The following is a 26,011-nucleotide window of genomic DNA, read 5'->3' as shown; positions in this document are numbered from 1 at the left end:
CTTCTAGCTCGAAAACACGGACAAAACGGTCACTCCGTTCAGCTTAGCACCCGAAAAGGGGTTTCGCCAGCATTCAGCCGGGGTTCTGCCCTCCTTGCCTTCCTGAAAATTTGCATGTTAGGGTAGCACCTTTACTTTTAGGACACACACGGGTGATATGTTGTCATGAACCATCCCTCACGCCGCCTTCTCCTGATCCTTGTCGGTCTCCTGAGCGTTCTGCTTGAAACCGGAATCCACGCGCCGGTCGATGCGGCTCCCCCGCATGGCCGAGGAACCGCTTCTTCAACCCCGTTGACGGAACATGTCGTCCTTTTTGTGCTGGAGGGGCTCAGTCAAGAGTCGCTCCAGGGCGGAACCATGCCGATCTTGAGCAAGCTCATCAAGGAGGGCTCAGTGACCTGGTCCGCAAAGGGGGTAAAACCGGCACTACGGTTGCCCATGATGGCATCGCTGGTTACCGGCATGCCGGTAGAGAAACATGGGATCACCTGGAACTTTTTCGAATTCAGCCGAGGCTACCCTCGCTCGCCCAGCTTATTCGACTATCTGGATTTGAGTGGAGGCCGCGATAGTGCCATCTTTTATATGGATGAGTCGTTATATCAGTTGGCCAAGCCCGAACCCTACACCGACTATCAACTCTGCGGGGCATTGCGGCCCGAGTGCGGTTCCCAGAAACTGGTCTCCTATATCCAGCAGTATCTTCAAAAGGCGACCAGCGGGCACGGATACGGCCATGCGATTCTCTCATTACCTCATTTGTTGGTGGTTCACCTTCCCGAAGCAGGCAGAGCCGGAGTGACGCACGGCTGGAGCTCCAAAGAGTATCGTGAGGCCTTACGGACGGTCGACGGCGCGATGAAATCCGTCCTGGACCTGTTCAAAGAATACTCGATCTTGGACCGCACGGCCGTCCTCGTCACCGCCCTGAGCGAAAAAGGAACCGACCCAGGCGCCGAGGCCCCGGCGACCAATTCACCGGTTGTTCCGTGGATTGTCTCCGGCGCCGGAATCAAGCAAGGCAAAATCATTCGCCAACCGGTCTCAATCATCGATACCGGAGCCACGGTCATGCGAATCTTGGGCCTCCAGACTCACACGGAATGGGACAGCAAGGCCGTAGAGGAAATCTTTCAAACCGCTGCGGCTACTCCCTCCGTGCCGCGCGCCAAGAAGCGCTAACGATCTATGAGGAATGATACTGTGATACGACGCTGGTCACTCGCATGCAGCTGGGCCCTCATGGGGCTGTTGGCAATAGCTTCGAGCGAAAGAGGGTTCGCGGGAGAGCCGCCGACTGCTCATCTCAAAGAACACCCGATTACCATCGATGCAACCAAGCTCGTCCCCACTTCATGGTGGCAGGTGCCGGGGATCACACCCTCGATCTGGAATTCCGACCCCGACTCGCTCGATGCCCCCAAGACATCGGAACCTCGCGAGTTGCAGCTCCGGCCGGGTAAGTACAAATTCATCAGCTTCACTTTCGATTTTCCCTTTACGGTCAATCTGAACGGCACGCTCGACTTTTCAAAATCACTGGATCAGTGTGTCGGAGGTCGCGGAACACACACCTTGGTCGTGCTGTGCAAGCGTATGTATCCCTATGGCGGGCAACCCGATCCCTACTATGACCAAAAGCCCAACAATGGCTGACGTACTCGAACATCTCTTAGAAGCGCTCGAGGATGTGGACGACGCCACCCGTGAAGAGGCGGCGAAGACCCTGGCCGACCTGGGAGACCCCGCTACCTTGGATGCGCTGATAGGCGCGTGCAGCGATGACTTCTGGTCCGTGCGGGCACATGCCGGCTGCGGTGTCGCGAAGATCGGTGGTCCGAAGGCTATCGAGGCGCTGATCGGCCTTTTCAATGATTCCATCATGGAAGTTCGGGACCAAGCGGTCGACGCGGCGGCAAAGATGGGTCCAGGGGTTCTTGATCGTCTGATTACCGCCTTGAAAGACGAGCGCTGGCGGGTCCGCGAACACGCCGCGAAGGCCGCCGGCAAACTCAAAGATTCCCGATCGGTCGACACCTTGATCGTCGCGTGTCGCGATCGCGACGGAGCCGTCAAGAGTGCAGCGGCGGAAGCCCTGGGCCGAATCGCCGATCCAAAGGCCATTCCGGTCCTGGTCAAGCTGTTCCGGGATTCTTCCAAGATTGTGCGGGAAACAGCGGGAACAGCGCTCGTCTACATCGGACATCCATCGGTCGATCCACTGATTGAAAGCTTGAAGGACAAAGACTTTGTCGTTCGCTGTCACGCGGCCCGCGCATTGGGTGGAATGACCACCGATTATCAAATCGGCAGGACCTGGGTGCGAGACGCCAAAGTGGTGGATGCCTTGATTGCCGCCTTGAAAGACCCTGATCGAGCCGTTCGTGAAGATGCGACGATTGCGCTCGGCATGATCGGCGATTCCCGGGCTATCGATGCGCTGATGGAAGCCATGAAGGACGGAGCCGTGAAGCGGCATGCCATTGCTTCACTCGGCATGATCGGCGACTCGCGCGCCCTCCCGGCTGTCCTCAATGCCTTAAAAGGGAAGGGGATCAAGCAAGAAGGTTCGCCCACGCCGGGGTGCATTGTGAGCGAGGATGCGTTCATCAAGGAAGCGGCGGCGACCGCCCTTGGTCAGTTTCGTAACCCTCGGGTCATCCCGGACCTGATCATGTTGCTCAAGGATGGGGTATTACGAGAAAAGGCAGCAGCGGCTCTGGCGGTGATCGGTGACGCGGCCATCGAACCTTTGATCGCCTTCCTCTATGATCCCAAGGCCTCCGAAGTTGAGGCTGAAAAAGAACGTGTGCTTTCTTACGCGTCTGTTCGGTTGACGGCAAAGGACGCCTTGAAGCAGATCACTCTCGAGACGCTGGAAAAGCTTGGATGGACGCCTCATGATGAAGAGGTGGAAATCAGCTCAAGCCAGGCAGACAATCTGCGCGTCGACCGCCCCCTGGGACAAGCCGGTCGCTTTGGCCCATCCGGCGACATCGCGTGATCGCATCATAACGAGCATGTGCTCATGCCTCATGCGCCGGTAACGCAACGGGCTCTGCGCCCCAGCGAATAGCGATCACTTGTGGCGCCGGAGAGTAATATGACCGATGCGGTGACAGAACAGATCGCGGCCCTCAGGGACCAGGATTGGGCGATCCGCGAAGAGGCGGCCGGCCTTCTTGGTACCTTCAAGGACCCGCGGGCCGTCATTCCCCTGATTTCTCTCCTCCGGGATCGCGACCGCTCCGTTCGCGAGGCGGCGATCGAAGCGCTGCGTGTGATTGGAGCACCGGCGGTCGAGGTGCTGGGTGCTTGTCTGGACGAGACCGACCTCTCAGTTCAAGAAGCGGCATCGACGATCTTAGCGACGATCGCCGATGAGCGTGTGCTGCCCCCCCTCGTCCGCGCGCTGGGCAGCAGCGACTGGATCGTTCGGATGCACGCGGCCAAGGCGCTGAGTCGGATACGGCACACCGGCACCGTCGAGCCCCTCATCCCACTGTTGCAGGACAAGGTCAAAGCGGTGCGCGAAGAAACGGCCGCTGCGCTGGCCGCGTTTGGTGACGCGGCAATCCCGTCGCTTATCAATGCCTTGCAACATGAGGCCTGGCGGGTGCGGCTTCATGCGGTGGAATCGCTCGGCAAGACCAGGTCACGGCAGGCTGTGGAGCCTCTGCTGTCGGTGTTGTTCAATGATCAAGATTCGGCGGTTCGCGAAGATGCCGTGCGGGCATTAGGCGAAATCGGCGATCCGCAGGCAGTCGAGTATCTGTTCACGGCCATGCGTGAGCCTGGATTACGGACATTGGCGGTTGAAACGCTCGGTCGGATCGGTGACCCGCGTGCGGTTCCGGTGCTGATCGGGATTCTCACAGGAACCAACACCCCGGAAGTGACGAGGACAGTGGCCGGTTGCGGGGACCAGTGGAACGAAGAACTCATCACGCAAGCCGCAGCCGTGCGGGCGTTGGGCTTGATCGGCAATGACCGGGCCATCCCTTCGCTCATCGCGGCGTTGGAACCGACGTTTACCCGGGCGGAGGCGGCCGCTGCCTTGGCCAAATTCGGATCGAAGATCGTTCCACTCCTGATTCCACTGTTGAAAAGTTCGCACGATGAAAATCTCCGGTTTCATGTCCGTGAGACGTTGACATCGGCGGGATGGAGACCCAACCGAATCTAGCCGTTCTTCTCCTGAATGCCATGTCGAAGGAAACGATTGAAACGCTGGTCTCCGAACTGATCCATGAAGAAGATTGGCGCCGTATGCGAGCAACGGCGGCCTGTGTGGCCGGTGGTCCTCGGTCGGTCCAGGCGCTCATCGAGGCCTTACGGTCCGGACCCACGGAACTGAAAAAGGAAGCGGCGGCGATGCTGGCCCGAATCAAGGACCCACATGCCGGAGTGGCCTTGGTCGAACTTCTCGAACATGACGAGGAGGTCGTCCGAAAAGCCGGCGCGGCGGCCCTTGAACAGATGGCGGGCGTACTCGATATGGACACCGCCCGCGCGTTGGTTTCTTTATTGCCCAAAACTCCGGAAGGCGAGGCACGCCAGGTGCTGACTCACTTGATTGGAGCGATTCCGACCTCAGTCCTTCCATTATGCGAGATGCTCAATCATCCGGACCAGGACGCGCAACTCGCGGCCGCATTGATGCTGGATCAATTATTGGACCCTCGTTCCATCGATGCATTCATCGATGCGATGGGGCGGCCGGTCGTCCGGGACATCGCCGTCGGCACCTTGAAGAAATTGGGCGCGATCCGGGAGCGGATCGACGAGACATTCAGTGCGTTGCGGGAGGTCGAGGGAGCCAGCGAGCGCGAAGAGGCCCGAATGGCGACCGTCATCGACTTACTCGGGATCGGGCGGCCGAGCGTGGAAATCTTGATCGAGTATCTCGAAGACGAAGACTGGCTGGTGCGCGAGGCGGCGGCTGACTTACTGGGAAAAATCGGGGACGTGCGCGCCGTCGAACCGTTGATGAAGCGGCTGGGACTTGACAAGGATACCGGCGTCAAAGAGCTGGCGATCAAGGCCCTGGGACTGATCGGTGATGCGCGCCCGACGCAGCTCTATCTTGACGCCATTCCGATCCGTCCGCTGCGTGTGTATGCCATGGAGGCCTTGGCCAAGATCAAAGAGGTGGAAGTCTTGCGCCCGCACAAGGAACTTTTTGATCGGCTCAGGACGGATCGTGACGGTCTGGTGGCCTACAATGCCGGCCTGATCGCCGACAAGCTGGAAGCTCTTACGGCCATGGAAAGCCCGGCTCACGAAGAGGACACCAAGCATGACTGAACAAGATGCATCCGATCGAATCGAGCAGCTGATACGGGCCCTCCATGACGACAACGAAGCCTTGCGCGACCACGCCGTCGCAAGCCTCGGTCAGAGCGGTCCGGAAGCGCTTCCCCGGTTGATCGATCTGATGGCCGATGAAGATGCGGTGATCCGGGAAGCCGCTGCCAGCGCGGTCGTTCGGATGGGCCCATCGGTCGTGGAGCCGATGATCGACGCGTTACAGGACGACTCATGGGCGATCAGGGAACAGGCGGCATCGGCTCTCGGCAAGTTGCGGGACCGGCGCGCCGTGGATCCGCTGGTCAGAGCGATCAAGGACCGGGACGGCGCGGTGCGCACGGCGGCTGTCTGGGCATTGGAGCGCATCGGCGATTCACAGGCGGTGCCCGGACTAATCGAAGCGCTCATGGACAACACCCTGCGGGAAGATGCGGCGCGGGTGCTGAAAAAGATCGGCGATGTGCGGGCGGTCGAGGCGCTGATCGATGGGCTCCTGGGTTCCAATTGGATGGTGCGGCGTCATGCCGCCGAGGCGTTGGGGAAAATCGGGGATCAACGAGGAATTCCTCCGTTGATCACGTCGTTGCAGGATGAGGATTGGCTGGTCCGTCGAAATGCCGCGGAATCGCTCGCTCGACTGGGCGCGAAGGAAGCCGTTCAGCCCTTGGTGGCGCTGCTCGAGGACGAAAATACGATGGTGCAGGAAACGGCCGAGGCCGTGCTGGCCAGTCTCGGCTGGAAACCTGCCCCACAATAACTTATTCAAACAGAGGATCATTACCCATGGCGGATGAAGCTCCAAAGCTGATTCAGATCGTTCCCAAAGGCGGAGACAAGAAGGACGGGTTCAACTTGGTGACGGAACGGGTCGTGGCGGTCAATCCGGAAAGTCGACAGCTCGAGGTCGAGCTCTTGGCCTACGACGGCAAAACCGTCCTTCTGGACGTGGCCGAGGAAGCCCTTGAAGACCTCAAGAAACTCAAAGCCGGTGATGGCGCGACCATCCGTGTCGTAGAGGAAGGCGGGAAGCGCGTCGCGAAAAGCTTCAGGATCCGTCCCAAAGATCCTAATGCCGCCAAGGCCGATGCCATGTTGCTCGACCTGAGGGATTCACACTGGCTGAACCGGAAGTATGCGGCGGAGGTATTGGGCGAGCTAAAAGATATTCGCGCCGTCGATCCGTTGGTTGCGGCATTGAGCGACGAGGTCGGGGACGTACGGCAACGAGCCTATGATTCGCTGATTAAGCTCGGTGGCCCGTCTGTACCATCGCTCATTCCATTACTGGTGTCCGAAGAAGACGAGATGCGCCAATCAGCCACCGAGATTCTTCGGAAGATCGGCAAGCCGGCCGTAGAACCGCTGGCGACTGCGTTAACCGAAGCCGATGACCGATTGAAGACACGAATCATGAAGGTTCTCGATCGGATGGGATATAAGCCAAAAGCCAAGGACCAGGCTAAGACCGAGTTGCCGCGGCTGACCTAACCACACCTAGCGAGATGTCCACCAGGCCATTTTGCGCAAACCCACTGGGTGGTCAAAACGTCCGTCCAGCAAGACCGCAGCAAGCGAGGAGGCGAAGCGTAAGCTGAGCTTCTACGCGCCGGGAAAACACTGCTGGCGGAATTTTTCAACAGCCTGTCAGGGATTTTGTGCCGCACGCCCCACCGATACATGCTTGAACCCGGCGGCTGTGACACGTTCGGGATCGTAGACGTTCCGAAGGTCGAGCACGATGGGAACGCGCATGACTGACTTCAACTTTTCAAAGTCGAGGTTTCGAAACACATTCCACTCGGTCATGATCACCAAGGCATCAGCTCCTTCAGCCGCATGGTAGGTGTCTCGGCAAGGCTGAAGTTCGGGCATCATTTGGCAGGCTTCTGTCAGAGCCTCCGGGTCATATGCGCGAATGGTTGCGCCCTCTGCGACAAGTTCCCGACCGATCGCCAAGGCCGGGGCTTCTCGAAGGTCGTTGGTGTTCGGTTTAAAGGAGAGGCCGAGCATTGCCAGCGTCTTCCCCTTCAATCCTCCCACCGCGTCCCGTATCTTTTCGATCATCCGCTCACGCTGAATGTCGTTCACGCGCGACGCCGCGGAAGCAATCTGCATTGGGTAACCGTTGCGTTCTCCGGTCTGAATGAGCGCGGCTAGGTCTTTGGGAAAGCAGGATCCCCCGAAGCCGGGACCTGCATGAAGGAACTTTGACCCGATTCGATGGTCCAGCCCCATGCCTTTCGCCACCATCTGAACATTGGCTCCGACCTTCTCACACAGATTGGCGACCTCATTGATAAACGAAATCTTGGTCGCCAGGAAGGCATTGGACGCATACTTGATGAGTTCGGCGGTCGGAACATCGGTCACGACGATCGGTGTTTCGATCAGGTAGAGGGGACGATAGAGATCCTTCATGATGGCGATCGCTTGATCGCTGTCCGCGCCGATCACCACGCGATTTGGACGCATGAAGTCTTCGATCGCCGACCCTTCCCGGAGAAATTCCGGGTTCGAGACCATATCGAATCGGATGGCATCTTTCTGCGTCTTTTTGACCACCTCTCGAATGGTTTCCCCAGTCCCTACCGGCACAGTCGATTTGGTCACGATGACCTTGTAGCTGTTCATATGGCGGGCAATGCCTCTTCCCACTTCTTTGACGAACGATAAGTCGGCACTGCCATCCGCGCTCGGGGGGGTTCCCACGGCAATAAAGATCACGAGCGCCTTGTCGACGGCCTGAGCGACATCAGTGGTAAAACTCAGTCTGCCCTCTTTAACTCCTTTGGCGACCAGTTCCGCGAGCCCAGGTTCAAAGAACGGAATTTCGCCTTTTTCGAGCTTCTCAATTCTTCGACTATCGCTGTCCATACAGGTGACATGCACGCCGAACTCGGCGAAACATGCTCCCGTCACGAGTCCGACGTAGCCGCTCCCAATCACACTGATGTGCATGCGCCCCTCCTTATTGCCACAAGCGATTTGACCGAAAGTATAGCAACCACTCGCGCAGCGAGCAATGAATTCCATGATCCTTCAGTATTGTCGGTGCCAATATGAGGCCGAAGTTTCGTTGACTCTCAGAAAATGCGTTGAGTACAATCCGACGCCGCTTCTGATGCGATAAGGAGAAGCACCTCCATCCCTCCGTTTAAACAATGACTCCTCCCGCACCACACATTCCCCGCTGGTTTTTGCTCTTTACCGCCCTGATCACAGGGGCGGTGGTGATGGCCTTGGAAATTTTGGGCAGTCGGCTGTTGGCGCCTGTCTTCGGCAGCTCGCTCTATGTTTGGGGCGCCTTGATAGGTGTGATCCTGGCGGCTATGAGCAGCGGGTACGCGTTCGGCGGTTGGGTCTCCGACCGATATACCGGCGGGCACGTATTGGCCGGCCTGCTGATTTTTTCCGGAGGTTGGACGTTTCTCGTCGCCTGGGCAAACCAACCGATTCTGTTCGAAATCGAGAAGCTGGTGCAGGACCCTCGCTGGGGGCCCTGTCTCGCAGCGACCGTCCTTCTCGCGCCCCCCGCGTTCGGACTCAGTGGTGTCCTACCGGCCATGTTACGTTTGGCCGTGGCGGACATGGATCATCTCGGACGGCAGACCGGCCGCATGATCGCGCTGTCGACCGTGGGCAGCTTGGCAGGAACCTGGGGGACCGCGTTCTTCCTCTTATCCTGGCTTGGGAGTCAATCCCTCGTCGCATGGTTGGGCGGCATTCAGGTGGGGCTTGGGGTCTGGTGGCTCGTGAAAGCAACCTCGACCGGCCGGTTCGTCCTACTAGGCGTGCTCGGTTGCTGTGCCCTCCTGGGGACCATAGCCCTCCAGCCGCTCCAACGACTGAAGGTCCCCATCCATCAAGAGGAAAGTCCTTATCAGCAGGTTCGAATCCGAGAAGACGATCTTTTCCGCTATCTGGTGTTGGATCGAACGTTCCATGCCACCATGTGGAAAGTCGAGCCTGTTTCTCTCTTTCTCCCCTACAGCCAAATGATGGTGTCTTCCCTGGCGCTCGTCTCCGAACCGAAACGAGGCCTCATCATCGGTCATGGCGGCGGATCATTGGCGAAGTGGTTGGCGCGGTATCGGCCTGAGTTGGAGCTGGACATTGTCGAATTCGACCCGGTCGTCGTCCGCATGGCGGAAGAGTATTTTGAGTATCACCCACCGGCCAATCACCATGTCTTTGTGAAGGATGGTCGAACCTTTCTCAATGCCACGGAACATACCTACGATGTCATGTGGATCGACGCGTTTGCGCGGGACATGATCCCGTTTCATCTCACCACGGCGGAGTTTTATGCTTTGGTACGGGCGCGTCTGAACCCTGAGGGGATCGTCGCGGTCAATTTGGCGTCGTCCGGAAAAGAAGGAGATCTTGCCCGGGCGGCGGCAGTGGTGCAGACCATGAAACAGGCCTTTCCGGCCCTCGAGACCTTCGCGGTCGAAGGCCCATGGAAAACCGGAATGACCCCGGCGAAGAACCTCATTTTCTTTGGAGGCCGGTACATCGAACGCGAATCAGCTGACCATCTCATGACACAAATCACCGAGATGGCGACGAACCAGCGCGTCCCGCTTGAAGCCATCTCGCTGCTGAGCACCCGCCGGACCGAACCCTGGCCCCCCGGCGTCGTCCTCAGCGACGACTATGCCCCTTACGACCTTCTGCTTGGACGAGATCGATCTCAATTGAGGGAATGACGCAGGCAAGAGGGAGTGCGGCTGTGACGACGGCGAGAACCGCCGAATAACCTCATGCGGAGGTTCCAGGCGGTTGCTTCAGGTATGAATACTTCGATCAGCCACTTCTACCAGTCGCCGTAGCACCTCCGTGATTTCCGTCTGCCGTTTCAGAAAAAATCGAGCAGACGAGGCGTTCTTCTTGCCGATTCTCACGGTGAGAATGCGGGGATCCCCCAAGGCAAAGACATCTTCATCGGTTTCGTCGTCCCCTACATAGAGAGCGGCCGTACAGTTGAACTGACGTATGCATTCCAATACTGCCTCGCCTTTGTGCGACGCCCCCAATGGCATGACGTTGACGACTGATTTTCCGAGGACGATCCGGGGGCGGGGAGACAATTCGTCCAGGATGCGGAAGATGAGTGTCTTCGCTTCATCTCTCCGATCTGCATTTCGATAATGAAGCGAGAGCGAGTAGGACTTGTTCTCGACGGATGCCCCGCATCGAGTCAGCTCGGCATGGTATCGTTCGTTGATGAATTGCAGCCATCCATGACAGATCTCTCGGACTTGCTGGATGACCTCCTGGGCCGTATGCGGTCCTTCGGACCCATGATTGCCGATCAAGTAGGGGACGGCGGTGCCGACACGTGATCGCAGATCTTCCACCGAACGCCCCGAGATAATGGCGGTGGGAGCACGCTTGGCGAGTTCTCCCAGCCAGAAGCGGATCGGACGTCCCAATTGGGCTGAATGGTGATCTCGGACGATCTTCGCCAAAGTCCCGTCAAAATCAAACGCATAAAGAGAACGGACCTTCATGAGCGCCTCAAGGTCGGTTCTGCCGTTCTCGGTCAATAGATAGTCCATCATCAGTCCGTCAATTCAACAAACTCGGCCGTCCAACTTGTTTCATCACTCGCTCCTTTTGTCGCATCCGAGCGGCATCCATGAGCATTCGACCGGCCCACCGATAGACATTGAACTCCTGGATCAGGCCGCGCATGCTCTGCATCCTGGCCCGCTGTTCCACCTTCGGCATGGTGAGGGCAAGGTGGAGCGCCGCGGCAAACTGATCGATGTCGTACGGATTGATCACGAGCGCCTCCGTCAACTCTCGGGCGGCTCCCGCAAACTGGCTCAGGATCAGAACCCCTTGCTCGTCGTCACGAGCGCCGACAAACTCTTTGGCGACTAAATTCATGCCGTCATGGAGACTGCTCACTACGCACACGTCCGCGCCACGGTAACACTCATGGACCTGTGCCGGCTCATGATGTTGAATCCGGAGGCAGATCGGTTCATAGCCGTCCCGCCCAAACCGCTTGTTGATCTGCTCCGCTAGTGCGGAAACCTGGCCGGTAAAATGGTGGTACTGCTCTATCATTGAACGGCTGGGGGCGGCGATCTGAACAAACGTAAATTTCCCGATCCATTCCGGCTGAAGTTCCAACAACCGTTCCACGGCCATGAATCGCTCCAAGATTCCCTTGGTGTAGTCAAGGCGCTCAACTCCTAGGCCGATGAGACGTTCCAACGGCATCCCATAGGCTTCCCGGAGCTTGATTCGGCATTCCGGCACCGGCCGCTGCTGGCCGAGCCATTGCAGGGGCCACTCAATGGAAATCGGATAGGGGTTGACCGCCGTCATCTTGCCTCCATAGGACACCGTCGAGCTGTTTCGATCAATCCGCGCTTCAAGCTGCCGGTCGATACAATCGATGAAATTGTTGCAATGCACTCTGGTGTGGAATCCCAGAATGCTGCTTCCGAGCAACCCTTCCAGAATTTCTTCGCGCCAGGGACAGATCCCGAAGCTTTCCGCGTTCGGCCATGGAATGTGCCAGAACATGATGATCGTCGCAGTCGGTAATTTATCTCGAATCAACTTCGGAAGCAGCGCAAAATGATAATCCTGCACGAGCACGACCGGATTGTCGGTCGTGGCCTCCTCATAGACGGCCTGGGCAAACCGTTCGTTGACGGCCACGTAATGTTTCCAATCCGATGAGCGGAACGTGGGACGGACATGGGCGATGTGGCAGAGCGGCCACAGCCCCTCATTGGCAAACCCATAGTAGTACCCGGCCTCTTCCTCCGCGGTCAGCCAGACGCGACGAATCTCATAAGTGGGATGCGACGGAGGCACGCCGACATGACTCCGTTCGTCCACGACTTCCCGGTCCGCCGATCCGTTTCCATGCGCGACCCAGGTTCCTGAACAGGCCCGCATGACCGGCTCCAAGGCCGACACGAGCCCACTTGCCGGCACTTGCACCACGATGTTTTGATCTTGCCAATAGTGGGCATACGGCTGCCGATTGGAAACGATCAACACCTGGTCGCCGGCCAGCTGTTCATGAAGAATTTTCTTAAGGCTTGTCGGGGTCCATGAAATCTGACTCTCATCGCGCATGCGGCGATCAGTCTCGAGCGCCAGCACCAACGAGCGCAAGTCCTTCGCCAAGGGCTGGAGTTCCGGCGCGTGCTCTTCATGCTTCAGAGGGGTCAGAAGTCGTTCTCCCTTCAGCATGGCTCGCACCCCGGCAACCCACCCTTTCAAACTGAAGTGTGCGACCAAGACGGTGACCAGCGAGACGACCGCTGCGAGGCCCGCAAACAGATAGAACACATACCACTTCGTATCGCTGCTGCGCTGCTGGATGAAACTCATGTCGTGAAGGAGCAGGAGTCGTCCGAGCGGGCGACCGTTTGATTCGATGGAGGCTGAAGTAATATAGAGAGGTCCGCTGCCGAACGACCGCACCGTAGAGGAGCTGGGAGCAAGGCTCAGCGTGTCCTGACAGGTTATATCATGCGGGTACGCCTGAGTCTCATAGAGCAGGCGGTTGTCGAGATCACAAAATCCCAGCGCGTACAATCGTTCATCCTGAATAATTCGAGTAAAATATGCGAGGATCTTGCCCTTTGAGTTGGAGACCAGGAGATCCGCGAGCGGTCCCTCCATGGTATTGACCATGAGTTTGGACCGCATGTCGAGGTCGCGGACAAACCATTTCAATTCCAGCGAGTCGACAAGCGGGATCACTCCAAAGGCAATCACCCCCAACACGATCCCCAACGGGAGAACAAACCGGAGCGAGAGCCTCAAGAGTCTCATAGGAACAAGTTAGTTTACTTTCGAGGATAAATCAAATATGGTCAGAGTGTGTACTCGTACGGACTCATCGGTAACTGCCAGGTGTCGGCGCTGATCAGTGCGGAGGGATCACTCGACTGGTTGTGTCTCCCGAGGCCGGACAGTCCTCCGGTCTTCGGCAAAATCCTGGATGAGGAGGGCGGCCACTTTTCCATCTCCTCGCCCGCACCCGAAACCGAAACGACCACCACTCAACGATATCTCCCGAACACGAATATCCTCGTAACGACCGTCTCGCTTTCCAACGGGGATTCATACCAGATCACCGACTTTTGCCCTCGTTTTCTGCAGTACGGTCGTGTCTACCGGCCGGCCGCGCTGTTTCGAATCGTGGAGCCGCTGAACGGGTCGCCTTCCATTCGTGTCTGTTGCAAGCCGGTTTCAGGCTGGGAGAAAAGCGCGGTCCGTTCGGTCCGCGGCAGCAGCCATCTCCGGTACGATATTCGAGGTGAGTACTTGCGTCTGCTCACCAACATGCCGCTCACGTACCTCTGCGAACAATCACCGGTCAAGCTGACATCGAAGCTCTACTTTGCGTTGACCTGGGGAATCGGCATTGAAGACGACCTGGTCAAGGTCAGCCATGAATTTCTGGACCAAACGACCAAGTACTGGCGAAGCTGGGTGAAACATTGTTCGATCCCGGTCGTGTATCAGGAGGAAGTGATCCGCTCGGCCCTTGCACTCAAACTCCACTGCTATGAAGACACCGGGGCGATTCTCGCGGCCCTGACGACAAGCCTGCCGGAAGAGCCGGGCGGCCCTCGAAACTGGGACTATCGTTACTGCTGGCTCCGCGATGCGCACTTCTCGCTGTCCGCTTTTTACAACCTAGGGCACTTCGAGGAAATGGAAGGGTTCCTGAAATTTCTGCTCAACGTGGGATATGCGTACGAGCATTCTCAGGATCGCCTGGCGCCCGTCTATACGCTGAGCCAAGATCTGCCCATCCCGGAAACCGAACACACCAATTGGCAGGGTTTTCTCGGCAGCCGTCCCGTACGGAGCCAGAATCAAGCCGCCGAACATGTACAAAACGACGTCTACGGCGAGATGATTCTCACACTCGCTCCGATCTTCTTCGACAACCGATTTTTTGACCTGCGGACCAAAGACCACGAGGCGCTGGTCGCGAATTTGGTCCGACTCTGCGAGCGAAGCATTTCTCAACCGGACGCCGGACCATGGGAGATTCGTAACGGCTGGAAGGAGCACTCGTTCACCAACCTGATGAACTGGGCCGGGCTCGATCGGGCCTACCGCATGCAGCGTGCGGGCTTTCTCCGTGATCTGACGACCGACCTCGACGCGGCGCGGACCAGAGCGGCGAACGCCCTGCTGCAAGCGACGAAAGACAAGGCGTTGCGGAACGGGCCGACCGACGACAGTTACGATGCGTCCCTGGCGCAATTGGCCATTCTTGGATTTCCGGATCGGGAAGTGTGCGATACGACGATCACGCAGATCAAGCAGGCCCTGGCCTTACGCCGCGACGGGAAGGAGACGGGCTTCTTCTTTCGTTACCTGCGACAGGATGACTTCGGAAAACCGCAATCGAGCTTTGTCATTTGCTCATTCTGGGTCGTGCAGGCACTGGCCAAACTCGGCCGCCTGACCGAAGCGAAGCAGATCATGAGGCAGATTCTCACCGGAGCCAACGACGTGGGGCTCTTTGCCGAACACTTCGTGCCGGAAACCCGCCTCCAGCTCGGTAATTTCCCACAGGCTTATTCGCACGTCGGTTTGATCAATGCCGCGTTTGCCGTCAGTCCGCCGTGGAGTGACGTGCTCTAGCACCCGTCGATCGGCTGCAACATCCACTTGTTCAAGCGGCCAATACTCGCCGATTCGGCTTCGTCCTTGCGAACCCCCTTGCGTTTTGTGCCGTAAAGCAGTATCCAGAAGAACTACGACTATTGCCGGGATGCAGCTGCACACATAATCCGATGAATACATCACGCTATCACGGGGTGGATGGCCACGTCGGCAATACCCCGCTTATCCGCCTGCGCCGCCTTTCAGAACTGACACGCTGCGACATACTCGGGAAGGCCGAATTCATGAACCCGGGCGGGTCGGTGAAAGACCGCGCGGCGCTCGGGATCATCCAGGATGCCGAGGCGAGAGGGCTCCTCAAACCGGGCGGCACCATCGTTGAAGGGACGGCTGGAAACACCGGTATCGGCCTCACGATTGTCGGCCATGCCAGAGGGTACCATTCCGTCATCGTCATTCCCGAGACTCAGTCGCGTGAAAAAATCGACCTGCTGCGCGCCCTTGGCGCAGAGGTACTCCCCGTCCCGGAAAAACCCTATTCCAATCAGGCCAACTACAATCATGTCGCCCGGCGGATGGCGGAGGAAAAGGGCTGGTTCTGGGCCAACCAGTTCGACAACACCGCCAACCGGCTCATCCACTACCGCACGACCGGTCCGGAAATTTGGGAACAGACCGCCGGGGAGGTCAACGCCTTTGTATCCGCCGTCGGTACCGGCGGGACACTGGCGGGAACAACCCTATATCTCAAGGAACGCAATCCAACGATCACGATCGGTTGCGCCGACCCTTATGGCGCGGCGATGTGGTCGTGGTTTACCAACGGCAACACGGAGACAAACGACGGCGATTCGTTTGCCGAAGGTATCGGCCAAGGCCGCGTGACCAAGAACCTCGAGGGGATTGCGGTTGATACCGCCTGGCGCATTCCCGACCAGGAGGCGCTTACCATTCTGTACCAGCTTCTGCGCGAAGAAGGGCTGTTTCTCGGCCTGTCTTCCGGCATCAACGTCGCCGGCGCGGTTCGGATGGCCCTCGAGCGAGGACCGGGTCAGACTATCGTGACCATCTTGTGCGACTCCGGCGCGAAGTATCAATCGAGGATCTTCAATCCGGAATGGCTGGCGGCCAATGGACTGAGGACCGATCTGTCCATCGAGACCCTTCTTGCCTAGTGCCGCGCGGTCGCGTCTCCGTAAACACCCCCTCATACCGCATGCTTTTGAACAGCAGCGATGAGCGAGTACCACGTTTATCTTCCGATGGGTCCGGATCTTGACGGATCAAAGCCGGCAAATTGGAAGGATATAAACCAGCCGACCGCTACGTCTTGCGGTCTGTGGACGGGGTCTCGATCGGCTTTGAGTGAATGGTCGCTGAGGTGCGCATTTGCGCCTGGACGACGTGGCTTCGTGCCGGCACGCTTTGAGTCAGCCACACGTTTCCGCCGATGACGGACGCCCGGCCGATGGTGACACGTCCCAAGATCGTGGCGCCTGCGTAGATCACCACGTCATCTTCCACAATCGGATGGCGAGGCTCTCCCTTGACCAGAACACCCTGCTCGCCTTCTGCGAACCGTTTGGCGCCAAGCGTGACGGCTTGATAGAGACGGACATGTTTTCCGATGACAGTGGTTTCACCGATGACGACACCGGTCCCGTGATCGATAAAGAAGTGGCTGCCGATGTCGGCAGCCGGATGAATATCGATGCCCGTGGACGAATGCGCGATATCCGAAATCAACCGAGCGATCAGCGGCGCTCCCAAGCGATGCAGGGCATGGGCGATACGATAATAGATGACGGCCGTCATACCGGGATAGCACAGAAGAATCTCGGACGTGCTGGTGGCCGCAGGGTCGCCTCGGTACGCAGCCTGCAAATCGGTGAAGAGTAACGCCCGCACGTTCGGGAGTTGGCCTGCAAATTCGCTTGTAATTGCACTCGCTTTGTCGGTAAGCGAGCGGTCGTCCTGTTCGTCCGTGTGGGATGCGAACACCAACCCTCTGCGGACTTGATCCTGCAAAAGCGGCAAGGTCTGATTCAAGGTGTGTCCGACAAAGTAATCGATGTTGGTCTCGTTGAGATCCGCGCGTCCGTAGTGCGTCGGAAACAGTGCGGCACACAGACCTTCGACGATGCCGAGGAGCGCCTTCCGTGACGGCAATTTGTGAATCCGTCCTTGATGCCGGATGTTGTGCGTGAGCTCACGCGAGGCGCGCAGTTCCGTGACGATCTGATCCAAGTTCCAATTCGTCGCCGGAGTGTCCTGCCGGTGCATCGTGTCGTCGTCCATAGCGTTGACGAACAATACCACGTCGGCCTTGGCGGAAGCCATTCTGATCAGAAGCCGGTGGGTGGACGAGCGCGCCTGTGGCGCACACTGCCACCTCCTTGATAGAGTGGAACCGCTTGCCTATGAAAAATCGCCTCACCCAATTGATGAGTTGGCTGCATACATGGATCGGGCTTCTCTTTGGGTGGCTCTTGTTTGCGGTCTTTCTGACCGGGACACTGACCGTATTCGACGCGGAGATCACGTCTTGGATGCAACCGGAGTTGCTGGAGCTTTCTTCGGATACCGGTCAGATCGATGGATCTATGCCTTGGCCGGCCGAGCTGACCTCGCTGCCTGCGCCTGAGAATCCGGACGTTTCCTCCGACAGCCCCCTCCTCCGCATGGTCAAGCTCCAGGAGAAGCGGACGTTCTCCGGGCAAACAGTCGATCCCGTCACGGGCCGCATGGTGATCTTCCGCGACACTCAGGGAGGCGACTTCTTCTACCATTTCCATTATGGACTGCTATTCGGGTGGCCCGGCGCATGGGTGGTGGCTGCTGCTGCGCTTATGATGCTCATCACCCTGGCCACAGGACTGTGTAGTCATCGATGGGTGTTCAAGGACGTCGTGATGCTTCGCCTCCGGCCTTATCATCCACGCGCCTGGCTGGACGCGCACAACCTGACCGGCATCCTGATGATCCCGTTTCATCTGATGATTGCCGTCACCGGTCTCATGATTTTCTGGTCGATCTATATGCCGGTGGACGTCCCGCTTCTACGAGACAGCGAAGGCATCTTGCCGCTGATCTCTGTGCTGCACTTCGCACAATTCGGGGGCAGTCCGATGCGCTGGCTTTATTTCATCATGGGGTTGACGGCCACGGTCATGATCGCGACAGGACTCGTCTTGTGGACCATCAAGCGACAGAGATCCCAGGCGGATTCGCGCGGAGTAGGCTATAGCGTGGTTGAAGTCCTCAATGTGGCGACTGTAGCCGGGTTGCCCGTGGCCGTTGCCGCATTCTTTTGGGCAAATCGACTCTTGCCGCTGGCATTGAGCGAGCGATCGTTCTGGGAGATCCGTTGTTTCTTTGCCGTCTGGGCGCTCTGTCTTGCCCACAGCCTGTTGCGGCGATGTTCCATCATGGCCTGGAGAGATCAACTATATGGGGCGGCATTTCTGTTGGGATTCTTGCCCCTCCTCAATGGACTCACGACGAATAGCCATTTGTTGATGACCCTGCCGAGGGGGCAATGGGCGCTGGCAGGTGTCGACCTGACAGGGTTCACAGCGGGGGTGTTGCTCGGCTGGACTGCCCGACGCGTGGGGCAAAGGCTCTTAACCAGTGCGGGTTGAAGACTTCTTCCGGCGGCGTCATTGAGGGAGGAGTCTCTGGAGCACGAAAGACGAGGCAGTAGCCCCAAGAACCACGGAGAACGCTCATTCGGAACGAGTACGGCTTGAGCGTTGATCGAGTAACTCAGCAATGTATTTGGCGAGCCGACGAAAACGGGCCAGGTCCTTCACGTACATCGCATAGGGCTGACAGTAGTGCACGGAAAGCACTCCGATCATACGACCACCGTCGGTCAGCAACGGCGCAGAAGACACGGCTCGAATCCCGTCCTTGAGCAAGACTTCTATGGCGGGTTCGGAAAAGTGCGGGCTGGTCGTGACATCCTGGACATGGATGGCACGCCGCGTTTTCCAGGCTGTCAGGCAGCACGTCTTCTCGTCAACGACGACCTTGAAATAGTCCAGAAACGCTTTGCTGAAACCACGATGGCTTTTCAGGATTAATCGCTCACCGTGAGCGAACTGAAGGTTGGCGCGATCTGCGTTCATCACGGACACCGCGGCCTCCAGGAAAAGAGCGTTATGACGGTTGGACCATTTGGTGCCGAGCCGTTCGCACCACGACTTGAATCGTGATTCTGCGGTATTTTCCCGAGCGGCGATGGTTTCTTGAACCGTATCGGACAACCCGGCAATCAGGCCACGGTCGAATGTGGTTCGTTTGTTTGGCATCGAATGATAAGGGAAAAGAATGGTCGCGGATTATGCACCAGGACCTGAAGCGCGGTCAAGGTAAGTCGAGAAGAGATTGGACAAGAGGGTGGCGGCCGCGACGGTCAGAATAGCCGCCAGTATAGTCGATCGAGCAATGCGGATTTTACAGAGTGTCCGTATCGCTCCCGCGACATCTCCCTCGTCCCACCCTGCCGGAACCACGCTGTCCCAGTCGGCAACCTTACTGCGAAATCTTCGCGGCCAATACATCGACCTGTTCGATCTGAGGCGGTTGAGCCAGCAGCGCCGGTGCCTTTGCCATCAGTGCTGCCGCAATTTGTCCAGCCAGATGCGCCTTACGCCCAGTCTCATCGGTAAACGCGTCAAAGATGCCAAATGTGGCCGGTCCCAATTTAAGGGCAAACCAAATCGGCGTGGAGGCTTCTTGATTCGCCAGAGCAAGGGCATCTTCGAGAAAACGAGCGACCTCCGCTTCCTTCCCCGGTTTGGCCTGCAACCTCACTAACAATGCCACTCGTACCATGTTGTCCATCCTTTCTGAAATTGAACGAATTGTTGTGAGCATCCTAGCGCGTGGGCCAAGCACGGTCTATTGGCAAGAATGCCAATTATGGTACAGTTCTGGCCATGCGAATTTATATCCTTGCACTTCAGGACACCTTCGATACTGGCTTATCCACCCTTCTTGACACCTTCAGTGTGGCGAATGAACTCGCCGCATCCTCGAGGACATTGACGACGCGCTTCGATGTCACCATCGTGGGTGTTCGCTCCCGAGTGACCACGAGTCACGGCCTGTCGATCCCGGCGGAGCCGGCGACGGGACTTGCGCGTCCCGATGTCGCCCTGGTTCCTGCCGTGGGGGCGAAGATGCCTGATACGTTGCGCATCATGCTCGACCGACGAGAGATAGTGGACGCGCAGAACCTCCTGCGGGGATGGTTCCAGCGAGGCACCATGCTTGGGGCTGCCTGCACGGGCACGTTCATCCTTGCAGGAACCTCCCTGCTCAACGGCCATCGTGCGACGACTTCCTGGTGGCTGGCTCCCTTCTTTCGTGAACGGTATCCGCACGTGATGCTGGACGAGTCACGTATGATCGTCCACTCGTCACCGTTCATCACTGCCGGGGCCGCGCTGGCACATCTCGATCTGGCCTTGTGGCTCGTGCGCCGCCGTAGTCCCGCGTTGGCGGCGCTGACGGCTCGTTATCTCGTGCTTGACCCGCGACCGATGCAGGCGACCTTCGCCATTCCTGACCACCTGGCTCACGCGGATCCGTTTGTGGAGCGGTTCGAACGGTGGTCCCGCCGCCGTTTGGCTGACGGCTTCTCGCTCTATGAAGCCGCTCGTGCGGTGGCGACAAGTCCAAGGACGCTGACACGTCGACTCCACGCCGTGGTTGGGAAGTCGCCTCTCGCATACTTTCAGGACATTCGCATCGAGCGCGCTGTCCATCTGCTACAGACCAGCGACCACAGTATCGATGAGATAGCTGCCCAGGTCGGCTATGCCAACGGGGTGACGTTGCGGACCCTCATCCGACGAAAAATCGGCCGCGGGGTGCGCGAGTTGAGAGCGCGTGTCTGATCGCGCTCTGGGGATAGTCCCGACTAGGCCTTGCAGCGCTCGTTCATTGTCGCTGTGCAGGGTGCCGAGGCAGAGCCCGACAACGCGTATTCAGACATGTCGTCGCCATTGAGTTCCACCGAAGAGGACCCGGCTAGGGATATCCCTAGTTGAGTGGAGGGTCCTACAACATTATACGTAGCACCCGGGCAGGAGACCTTCGTCTCATCTCAAACATTGCATTGGTCAGCAAACTTTTGAACGTGACCGCCGTCATTGTTGCAGAAAGAGCGGCTCTCTCATGATATTGCGCGAAGAGATCAGGCAATTTATGATCGCGTCGGAAAACTTGCTCGACGGCACCATGAGAGCCGACGAACTGACGAGTCTCGATCTAGAACTTATCCAGTATTATCTGTTTGAGATCGCTCAGAAGTATCCGCCTATCTTCCCAGGCTGACCCAAGAGCAAATCTTCGCCGGCAGAAGCCCGCTCGACAACCGGGCTGACCGATCAGGCTTTTGGTGAATTGGGGTCTATCCCGTGTGATTTCAGCCAACTCCAATCAGCAACTTGGTCGATCTCGTGTTTGGTTTCGGCGGCAATCTGGAGAATTCTCCCCTGCTCACGAAGTTCTTTCATTTCCTCAGCAACGAGATTGCGAAAACCTGGCTCTTTCTTCTCGAGCGCCTCAATCACGGCCTCACACTGAAGTTGTAGACGAGTTAAGCACCAGACAAGGCTAGCAAGAGATTCACCACTCATGACTCCTCCCAGGGTAAGCGCCTCTGCAGAGTTTGGGGATTATCTAACCGAAGAGCCGGGAATCTTGCCATCAACGATGTGTTGGCCATAGGCAATGCATTGGGCGGTGGCTTCGTCCTCAGTCGCATACCGACCCGTCGACACGAAATGCCGACTGTCGTCCTCGTCGTCGGTCGGCCATGAAATGAAGACATTCAACTCCCACTGGCCGGTGTCCACGAGAAGCCGGGGCGCGGGTTGAATGGTATATCCTTTGTAGGTCACAGCTTTAGTCATCGTGCTTAGGAGGTTGCTGGATGGAATGCCTCACTGTCAACCCATCCATTGAGGAGAACCGCATGCCCGGTTACCACTCCACGGCATCCGGGACGTTTGATCGCGTGTTGACCGGCGCATGGGGCGCAGGAGTTGATCGGCCCCTACGATGTGATCGCCTGTCTGATGGGCATCGCTCTGCAGGATCTAACTAGACATCATGCAAACGATCCTCAACGGCGCCCGTTCACGATTCAACGCGATAAGATCGAGCGGGTTCTAATTTGGCAATGATTGAGTCAGCGCTCCTGGTACCCACACCAGGATGGGGCAACGCAGCAGTCTCAAGAGCCGGCGCATGGGGGAGCCCCGTCACCTCGAGAATTTCCTGTTCGTTGAGAGTCTCCCGAGCGAGCAAGGCTTCGGCAAGCAAATCGAGTTGCATGCGATGCACGCTGAGGAGCCGTCTGGCCTCGTCGTGACTCTCGCCGATAATCCTGAGTACCTCGGCATCGATGGCTTTAGCAGTCTCCTCGCTGAACGGCCTCGCGTCTCCGTACCCGTTTAAGCCGCTCAGGTAGGGGTTCTCCCTTGGCGCGAGCTGTACGAGCCCAAGCCGTTCACTCATGCCCCAACGTGTGACCATCCGACGGGCGAGACCGGTGGCTTGCTCGATGTCGTTTTCGGCCCCAGTGGTCTTCGTCCCGTAGACAATCTCCTCGGCTGCACGCCCTCCCAGCATTCCAACAATCCTCGCGCGTAAATAAGCTTCCGGATAGTTATAACGGTCGCTGTCGGGGCGCTGATAGGTTACGCCGAGCGCCTGCCCGCGTGGCACGATCGTAACCCGGTTCACGGGGTCGGCGCCAGACACCACGAGACCGAGGATGGCATGTCCACCCTCGTGATAGGCAATGCGTTCTCGGTCGGCCCGGCTCATGAGAATCGGGCGTTCTGGGCCGAGCACGATCTTCTCCAGTGCGTCGAGGAAGTCCTTGTGACGGACCTCTTGTTGCTCGCGGCGAGCTCCCAGTAGCGCGGCCTCATTCACCAGATTCTTGAGGTCGGCCCCTGAGAGCCCTGGCGTCATTGCGGCAAGATTTCCGAGTATTGCATCGTTCGCGAGCGGCACGTTGCGGGTGTGGACTTTGAGGATGGCCTCCCGCCCGGTCTTATCGGGGAGATTCACGACCACGCGCCTGTCGAAGCGTCCGGGACGCAGGAGCGCTTTGTCGAGCACGTCCGGTTGGTTCGTTGCCGCCAACACGATGATGCCTTCTCGGCTCGAGAACCCGTCCATTTCGGTCAGGATTTGGTTCAAGGTTTGCTCCTGCTCGCTGGACCCGCCAATCGCCATCTGTCCGCGAGCGCGTCCGATGGCATCGAGTTCGTCGATGAAAACAATCGCGGGCGCATTCTCGCGCGCTTCCTTGAAGAGATCCCGTACCCTCGCCGCGCCCACTCCCACGATCATCTCCACAAACTCCGCGGCGCTCATCGAGAAGAAGGGCACACCCGCCTCTCCTGCAACAGCCTTCGCGAGCAGCGTCTTCCCCGTACCCGGCGCACCTACCAGCAGCACGCCTTTCGGAGCAGTCCCTCCGAGGCGGGTGTACTTATTGGTATCCTTGAGGAAATCCACGATCTCAATCAGTTCATTCTCAGCTTCGTCGATGCCGGCGACGTCGTTAAAGGTGATCTTCGCATTCTGCTCCTGGTCATACCGGCGGGCTCGACTCTTGCCCATGCCCATCACTCCTCCGCCCATCATGCCGCCGCCTTGCTGCGCAGCCCGACGGAAGAGCCAGATATAGAAGCCGATGAAGAGCAGGCCCGGGCCAAAGCTAAAAAACATCGTCACCCATGGGTTGCCGCCTTCTTGAATCGGTTTCGCGCTGATCTCGACTCCATTCGTGATTAGAAATTGTTCCAAGCTAGGGTCGACGAAGGAAGGGAGTGTAGTTGTGAACACACTGATTACTTTGGTTTCGGTGCCGGAGACCGCACCACGCTCGCTCGTGGTTTTGGCCTCGCCGCTGGACGCCGTATTCTTTTCACCCAACGGTGGATAGGTGATAGCTGTCGTGAAACGCCCTGTGATCGTGTCCGCCTGACTATAGATCGCCGCGACGTTGTTCTTCCCTACCTCCTGCTTAAAGAAGGTATAGGGCACTGTGACCGGCGCTTCCTGGCTCGGGATCAGAAACCTTCCAAGTAAGAAGTTTGCGACCAGGATGAGCACGAACCAGAGCCATGTCTTGCGCGGCGGCACCTTCATCTGCTCGACACTCTTTCGAGCACCCGACCCGCTGTCGGCGTTTTGGAGGCGCCTGGCTGATGTGGAATCGCTGTTGTTGCGCCGCGTCTGCTGTTCCGTCACGCGCATGGTGACCTCCTCAGACGCACTGGCTCATAGCCGGCAGATATTTGTGCAGTCTTAATTGACCCTAGCACTTCCCCCCTCGCATAACAAGTTCACTGTGGGGCTCCGATTAAACGGTGGACAGTGAGTAGCAGCGCATCCGGTGATCAAAACCGCTATCCCTGCAAAGGTTGCCGTAGGAATGCACAGACCCTTACATCAATAAAGCGTTGCCAATCACCGTATGATCCCCCCACAAATTCCGTCGGCACTCGACGATATAGTGTATTGATTCCCGGCGGAGCGTCGAACTAGGAAAGTGCACAGGGGAACGAGGCGAACGGCTGGGAGACATTGACCTGGCAAGGCGCGAAAACGACCGCAAGCGCGGAACCAGAGCACCTGAAACCGAGATGTGGCCAGTCAATGGTGGGAGACGTATCATCGAGCATCGGCGTGCCTACGTGCTCGACAATCGGACGAAGGAATGCGACGGGACGATTCGGGCATTGATGCATGCGTTGCAGGCCGATGGGCTTTGATTAATCCATCAATGAGTTGTGTAAGGCCAATCATCCATCACCGTAGGACACAAGAAAAACCTATGGGACCGTCTCGGGCCGCACCTCCGAGACAGTCCATAGGCTACGCGGGAAAGGCCTTTTAGGCTCGTACCCCTCCTACGGCTTCTGATCCTTTTTGTAGATGACGACCGCTGCCACTACTACCCCAAGAATCGCCGCACCGAATATCAGCCAGTTTGGATCCATCATGTCTCCTTCCGTGTATCTCTAAAGGCACAATGCACTCCACGCTCTGGAGTGTATCGCCCTAGGATGAAGAACGAGTTAGAAGGGGATGAAGAATGGCTCATGAGCGTGTGCACACCATTCCTTACCCATAATAATGCTTGACTCCCGTGGTGAATGCGCCCAGGGTGATGCTATGACGTATTGAACTGCGTCGACTGTCCCATCTCTCGCGCATTCCCTTTTCCCACTGCGGCGCGTCTGATTTCTCAGTCTCTGCCTCCGTTTCTTCGAAGCACGACCGTCATCGGATCCAGCGGTGCCAGAGGCGAAATCGCCTTTCACAGTGTTGGTGTCTTCTGCGCCTGAGGTCCACGGGGCACAGACCATGACAGAGGAGGAGTAATCATGATGACCACGATCACAACAAAAGGAGCAGCCCTTTGGGTGGTGATGCTGCTCGCAGCCTTATCCCTACGTCAATTTCGCCTGCTCAGGCAGAAGATTCGCACGTGAAAGGAACCATGATTTTGTCCCCGACAGAAGAGCGTGCCATTCCGATAGGAGAACGTGCTGCCGTGGCCTCCGGGGCAGCGGAGGATACGCTCACGGCCTGTAAGGCCAGAATTCCTGAGCTGGCCAGCGCCGGGCAATACCTGTTGGCCGAACAAAGCTGTGTCGGTGCAGAGCAGACGAGGAACGCGATCCGATCGGCACCGACATTTTGAAGGGATATTCCAACCCTCACCTGACGGAAGAGGCGATGAGTGAACAGAGGCAAACGAGCACATTCGGATTGTGACCAAACGCGAGGTGATGAACATGTATCAGATTTATAGCCTAGTTGCGATTGTCGTGTTGTTGTGGGGCGTCACGATTTGGGCCTCGATCCCGGCGGAGGAGGCCGATAGACGGTATTGATCCGCTGATGAGACTCGCTGGCATGGTCGGGCGTACTACTTGACACCGAGAGGCCTTCGTCTGTTTGAGAGGACCGCGTAACTAGAAGGGAGCAATGATGGATAGCCCAGTCCCTTCTGGCTGATACACAATCA

General features: G+C 57.8%; 23 protein-coding genes. 14 read left to right on the top strand and 9 right to left on the bottom strand.

Going from position 1 to position 26,011, the window contains the following annotated elements; genetic code table 11:
• The first annotated feature begins 165 nt into the window (after nucleotides 1-165).
• The 7 genes from H8K04_02515 to H8K04_02485 all read left to right on the top strand — a co-directional run bounded on the left by H8K04_02515 (nucleotide 166) and on the right by H8K04_02485 (nucleotide 6,801).
• Nucleotides 166-1,185 carry an alkaline phosphatase family protein gene (locus H8K04_02515; GenBank protein UVT16457.1) on the top strand — a complete coding sequence of 340 codons (1,020 nt, stop codon included), beginning with the start codon at nucleotides 166-168 and terminating at the stop codon, nucleotides 1,183-1,185.
• 60 nt (nucleotides 1,186-1,245) lie between these two features.
• Entirely contained in the window at nucleotides 1,246-1,659 is a 414-nt protein-coding gene (locus H8K04_02510) for a hypothetical protein (GenBank protein ID UVT16456.1), read from the top strand.
• Complete coding sequence (locus H8K04_02505) at nucleotides 1,652-3,007, top strand: HEAT repeat domain-containing protein (protein UVT16455.1); 1,356 nt, start codon at nucleotides 1,652-1,654, stop codon at nucleotides 3,005-3,007. Before H8K04_02510 ends, H8K04_02505 begins: the two co-directional genes overlap by 8 nt.
• A gap of 99 nt (nucleotides 3,008-3,106) precedes the next feature.
• The gene (locus H8K04_02500; GenBank protein UVT16454.1) at nucleotides 3,107-4,189 is read left to right on the top strand and encodes a HEAT repeat domain-containing protein; all 1,083 of its coding nucleotides are present in this window, start codon (nucleotides 3,107-3,109) and stop codon (nucleotides 4,187-4,189) included.
• Complete coding sequence (locus H8K04_02495; protein ID UVT16453.1) at nucleotides 4,168-5,310, top strand: HEAT repeat domain-containing protein; 1,143 nt, start codon at nucleotides 4,168-4,170, stop codon at nucleotides 5,308-5,310. Before H8K04_02500 ends, H8K04_02495 begins: the two co-directional genes overlap by 22 nt.
• A complete protein-coding gene (locus H8K04_02490; protein ID UVT16452.1) occupies nucleotides 5,303-6,070 on the top strand; it encodes a HEAT repeat domain-containing protein in 768 nt (255 codons plus the stop codon). Before H8K04_02495 ends, H8K04_02490 begins: the two co-directional genes overlap by 8 nt.
• A 26-nt stretch (nucleotides 6,071-6,096) precedes the next feature.
• On the top strand, nucleotides 6,097-6,801 hold the full coding sequence (locus H8K04_02485; GenBank protein ID UVT16451.1) for a HEAT repeat domain-containing protein: 705 nt from the start codon (nucleotides 6,097-6,099) through the stop codon (nucleotides 6,799-6,801).
• 156 nt (nucleotides 6,802-6,957) lie between these two features.
• Here the strand turns inward: H8K04_02485 and H8K04_02480 are convergent, their stop codons facing one another.
• Nucleotides 6,958-8,271: a UDP-glucose/GDP-mannose dehydrogenase family protein gene (locus tag H8K04_02480; protein ID UVT16450.1), complete on the bottom strand. Its 1,314-nt coding sequence runs from the start codon at nucleotides 8,269-8,271 to the stop codon at nucleotides 6,958-6,960.
• Nucleotides 8,272-8,474: 203 nt separating this feature from the next.
• Here H8K04_02480 and H8K04_02475 point away from each other — a divergent pair, with 203 nt between their 5' ends.
• Complete coding sequence (locus H8K04_02475) at nucleotides 8,475-10,022, top strand: fused MFS/spermidine synthase (GenBank protein ID UVT16449.1); 1,548 nt, start codon at nucleotides 8,475-8,477, stop codon at nucleotides 10,020-10,022.
• A gap of 78 nt (nucleotides 10,023-10,100) precedes the next feature.
• On the opposite strand, the gene otsB is transcribed toward H8K04_02475, so the two are convergent.
• Nucleotides 10,101-10,877, bottom strand: a complete 777-nt coding sequence (otsB, locus tag H8K04_02470) for a trehalose-phosphatase (protein ID UVT16448.1) — start codon at nucleotides 10,875-10,877, stop codon at nucleotides 10,101-10,103.
• A 7-nt stretch (nucleotides 10,878-10,884) separates the two neighbouring features.
• A complete protein-coding gene (locus tag H8K04_02465; GenBank protein UVT16447.1) occupies nucleotides 10,885-13,125 on the bottom strand; it encodes a trehalose-6-phosphate synthase in 2,241 nt (746 codons plus the stop codon).
• A gap of 48 nt (nucleotides 13,126-13,173) precedes the next feature.
• Here H8K04_02465 and H8K04_02460 point away from each other — a divergent pair, with 48 nt between their 5' ends.
• Both H8K04_02460 and H8K04_02455 read left to right on the top strand, forming a co-directional pair.
• On the top strand, nucleotides 13,174-14,958 hold the full coding sequence (locus H8K04_02460; GenBank protein UVT16446.1) for a glycoside hydrolase family 15 protein: 1,785 nt from the start codon (nucleotides 13,174-13,176) through the stop codon (nucleotides 14,956-14,958).
• Nucleotides 14,959-15,110: 152 nt separating this feature from the next.
• Entirely contained in the window at nucleotides 15,111-16,115 is a 1,005-nt protein-coding gene (locus tag H8K04_02455) for a cysteine synthase A (protein UVT16445.1), read from the top strand.
• A 148-nt stretch (nucleotides 16,116-16,263) separates the two neighbouring features.
• Here H8K04_02455 and H8K04_02450 read toward each other — a convergent pair whose 3' ends face one another.
• Nucleotides 16,264-17,238 (bottom strand): serine acetyltransferase, encoded by a 975-nt coding sequence (locus H8K04_02450; GenBank protein ID UVT17837.1) that lies wholly within the window; start codon nucleotides 17,236-17,238, stop codon nucleotides 16,264-16,266.
• Nucleotides 17,239-17,360: 122 nt separating this feature from the next.
• Here H8K04_02450 and H8K04_02445 point away from each other — a divergent pair, with 122 nt between their 5' ends.
• Entirely contained in the window at nucleotides 17,361-18,581 is a 1,221-nt protein-coding gene (locus H8K04_02445; GenBank protein ID UVT16444.1) for a PepSY domain-containing protein, read from the top strand.
• 84 nt (nucleotides 18,582-18,665) lie between these two features.
• Here H8K04_02445 and H8K04_02440 read toward each other — a convergent pair whose 3' ends face one another.
• On the bottom strand, nucleotides 18,666-19,253 hold the full coding sequence (locus H8K04_02440; GenBank protein UVT16443.1) for a GAF domain-containing protein: 588 nt from the start codon (nucleotides 19,251-19,253) through the stop codon (nucleotides 18,666-18,668).
• Nucleotides 19,254-19,476: 223 nt separating this feature from the next.
• Nucleotides 19,477-19,779 (bottom strand): antibiotic biosynthesis monooxygenase, encoded by a 303-nt coding sequence (locus H8K04_02435; protein ID UVT16442.1) that lies wholly within the window; start codon nucleotides 19,777-19,779, stop codon nucleotides 19,477-19,479.
• A gap of 104 nt (nucleotides 19,780-19,883) precedes the next feature.
• Between H8K04_02435 and H8K04_02430 the strand changes: the two genes are divergently transcribed.
• Nucleotides 19,884-20,846 (top strand): helix-turn-helix domain-containing protein, encoded by a 963-nt coding sequence (locus H8K04_02430; GenBank protein ID UVT16441.1) that lies wholly within the window; start codon nucleotides 19,884-19,886, stop codon nucleotides 20,844-20,846.
• Nucleotides 20,847-21,126: 280 nt separating this feature from the next.
• Nucleotides 21,127-21,285: a hypothetical protein gene (locus H8K04_02425; protein ID UVT16440.1), complete on the top strand. Its 159-nt coding sequence runs from the start codon at nucleotides 21,127-21,129 to the stop codon at nucleotides 21,283-21,285.
• Nucleotides 21,286-21,338: 53 nt separating this feature from the next.
• Here the strand turns inward: H8K04_02425 and H8K04_02420 are convergent, their stop codons facing one another.
• The 3 genes from H8K04_02420 to H8K04_02410 all read right to left on the bottom strand — a co-directional run bounded on the left by H8K04_02420 (nucleotide 21,339) and on the right by H8K04_02410 (nucleotide 24,231).
• Nucleotides 21,339-21,590: a hypothetical protein gene (locus tag H8K04_02420; GenBank protein ID UVT16439.1), complete on the bottom strand. Its 252-nt coding sequence runs from the start codon at nucleotides 21,588-21,590 to the stop codon at nucleotides 21,339-21,341.
• Between the two features lie 39 nt (nucleotides 21,591-21,629).
• Nucleotides 21,630-21,854 (bottom strand): hypothetical protein, encoded by a 225-nt coding sequence (locus H8K04_02415; protein UVT16438.1) that lies wholly within the window; start codon nucleotides 21,852-21,854, stop codon nucleotides 21,630-21,632.
• Nucleotides 21,855-22,092: 238 nt separating this feature from the next.
• Nucleotides 22,093-24,231 carry an ATP-dependent metallopeptidase FtsH/Yme1/Tma family protein gene (locus tag H8K04_02410; protein UVT16437.1) on the bottom strand — a complete coding sequence of 713 codons (2,139 nt, stop codon included), beginning with the start codon at nucleotides 24,229-24,231 and terminating at the stop codon, nucleotides 22,093-22,095.
• 1,237 nt (nucleotides 24,232-25,468) lie between these two features.
• On the opposite strand from H8K04_02410, the gene H8K04_02405 reads away from it, so the two are divergent.
• Nucleotides 25,469-25,684 (top strand): hypothetical protein, encoded by a 216-nt coding sequence (locus H8K04_02405; GenBank protein UVT16436.1) that lies wholly within the window; start codon nucleotides 25,469-25,471, stop codon nucleotides 25,682-25,684.
• The last annotated feature ends 327 nt before the right edge of the window (nucleotides 25,685-26,011 follow it).

The sequence above is a fragment of the Nitrospira sp. genome (assembly GCA_024760525.1).
Taxonomy (GTDB): Bacteria; Nitrospirota; Nitrospiria; order Nitrospirales; family Nitrospiraceae; genus Nitrospira_D.
Note: the sequence above shows the minus strand (reverse complement) of the source record. Positions and strands in the feature narration are given on the sequence as shown.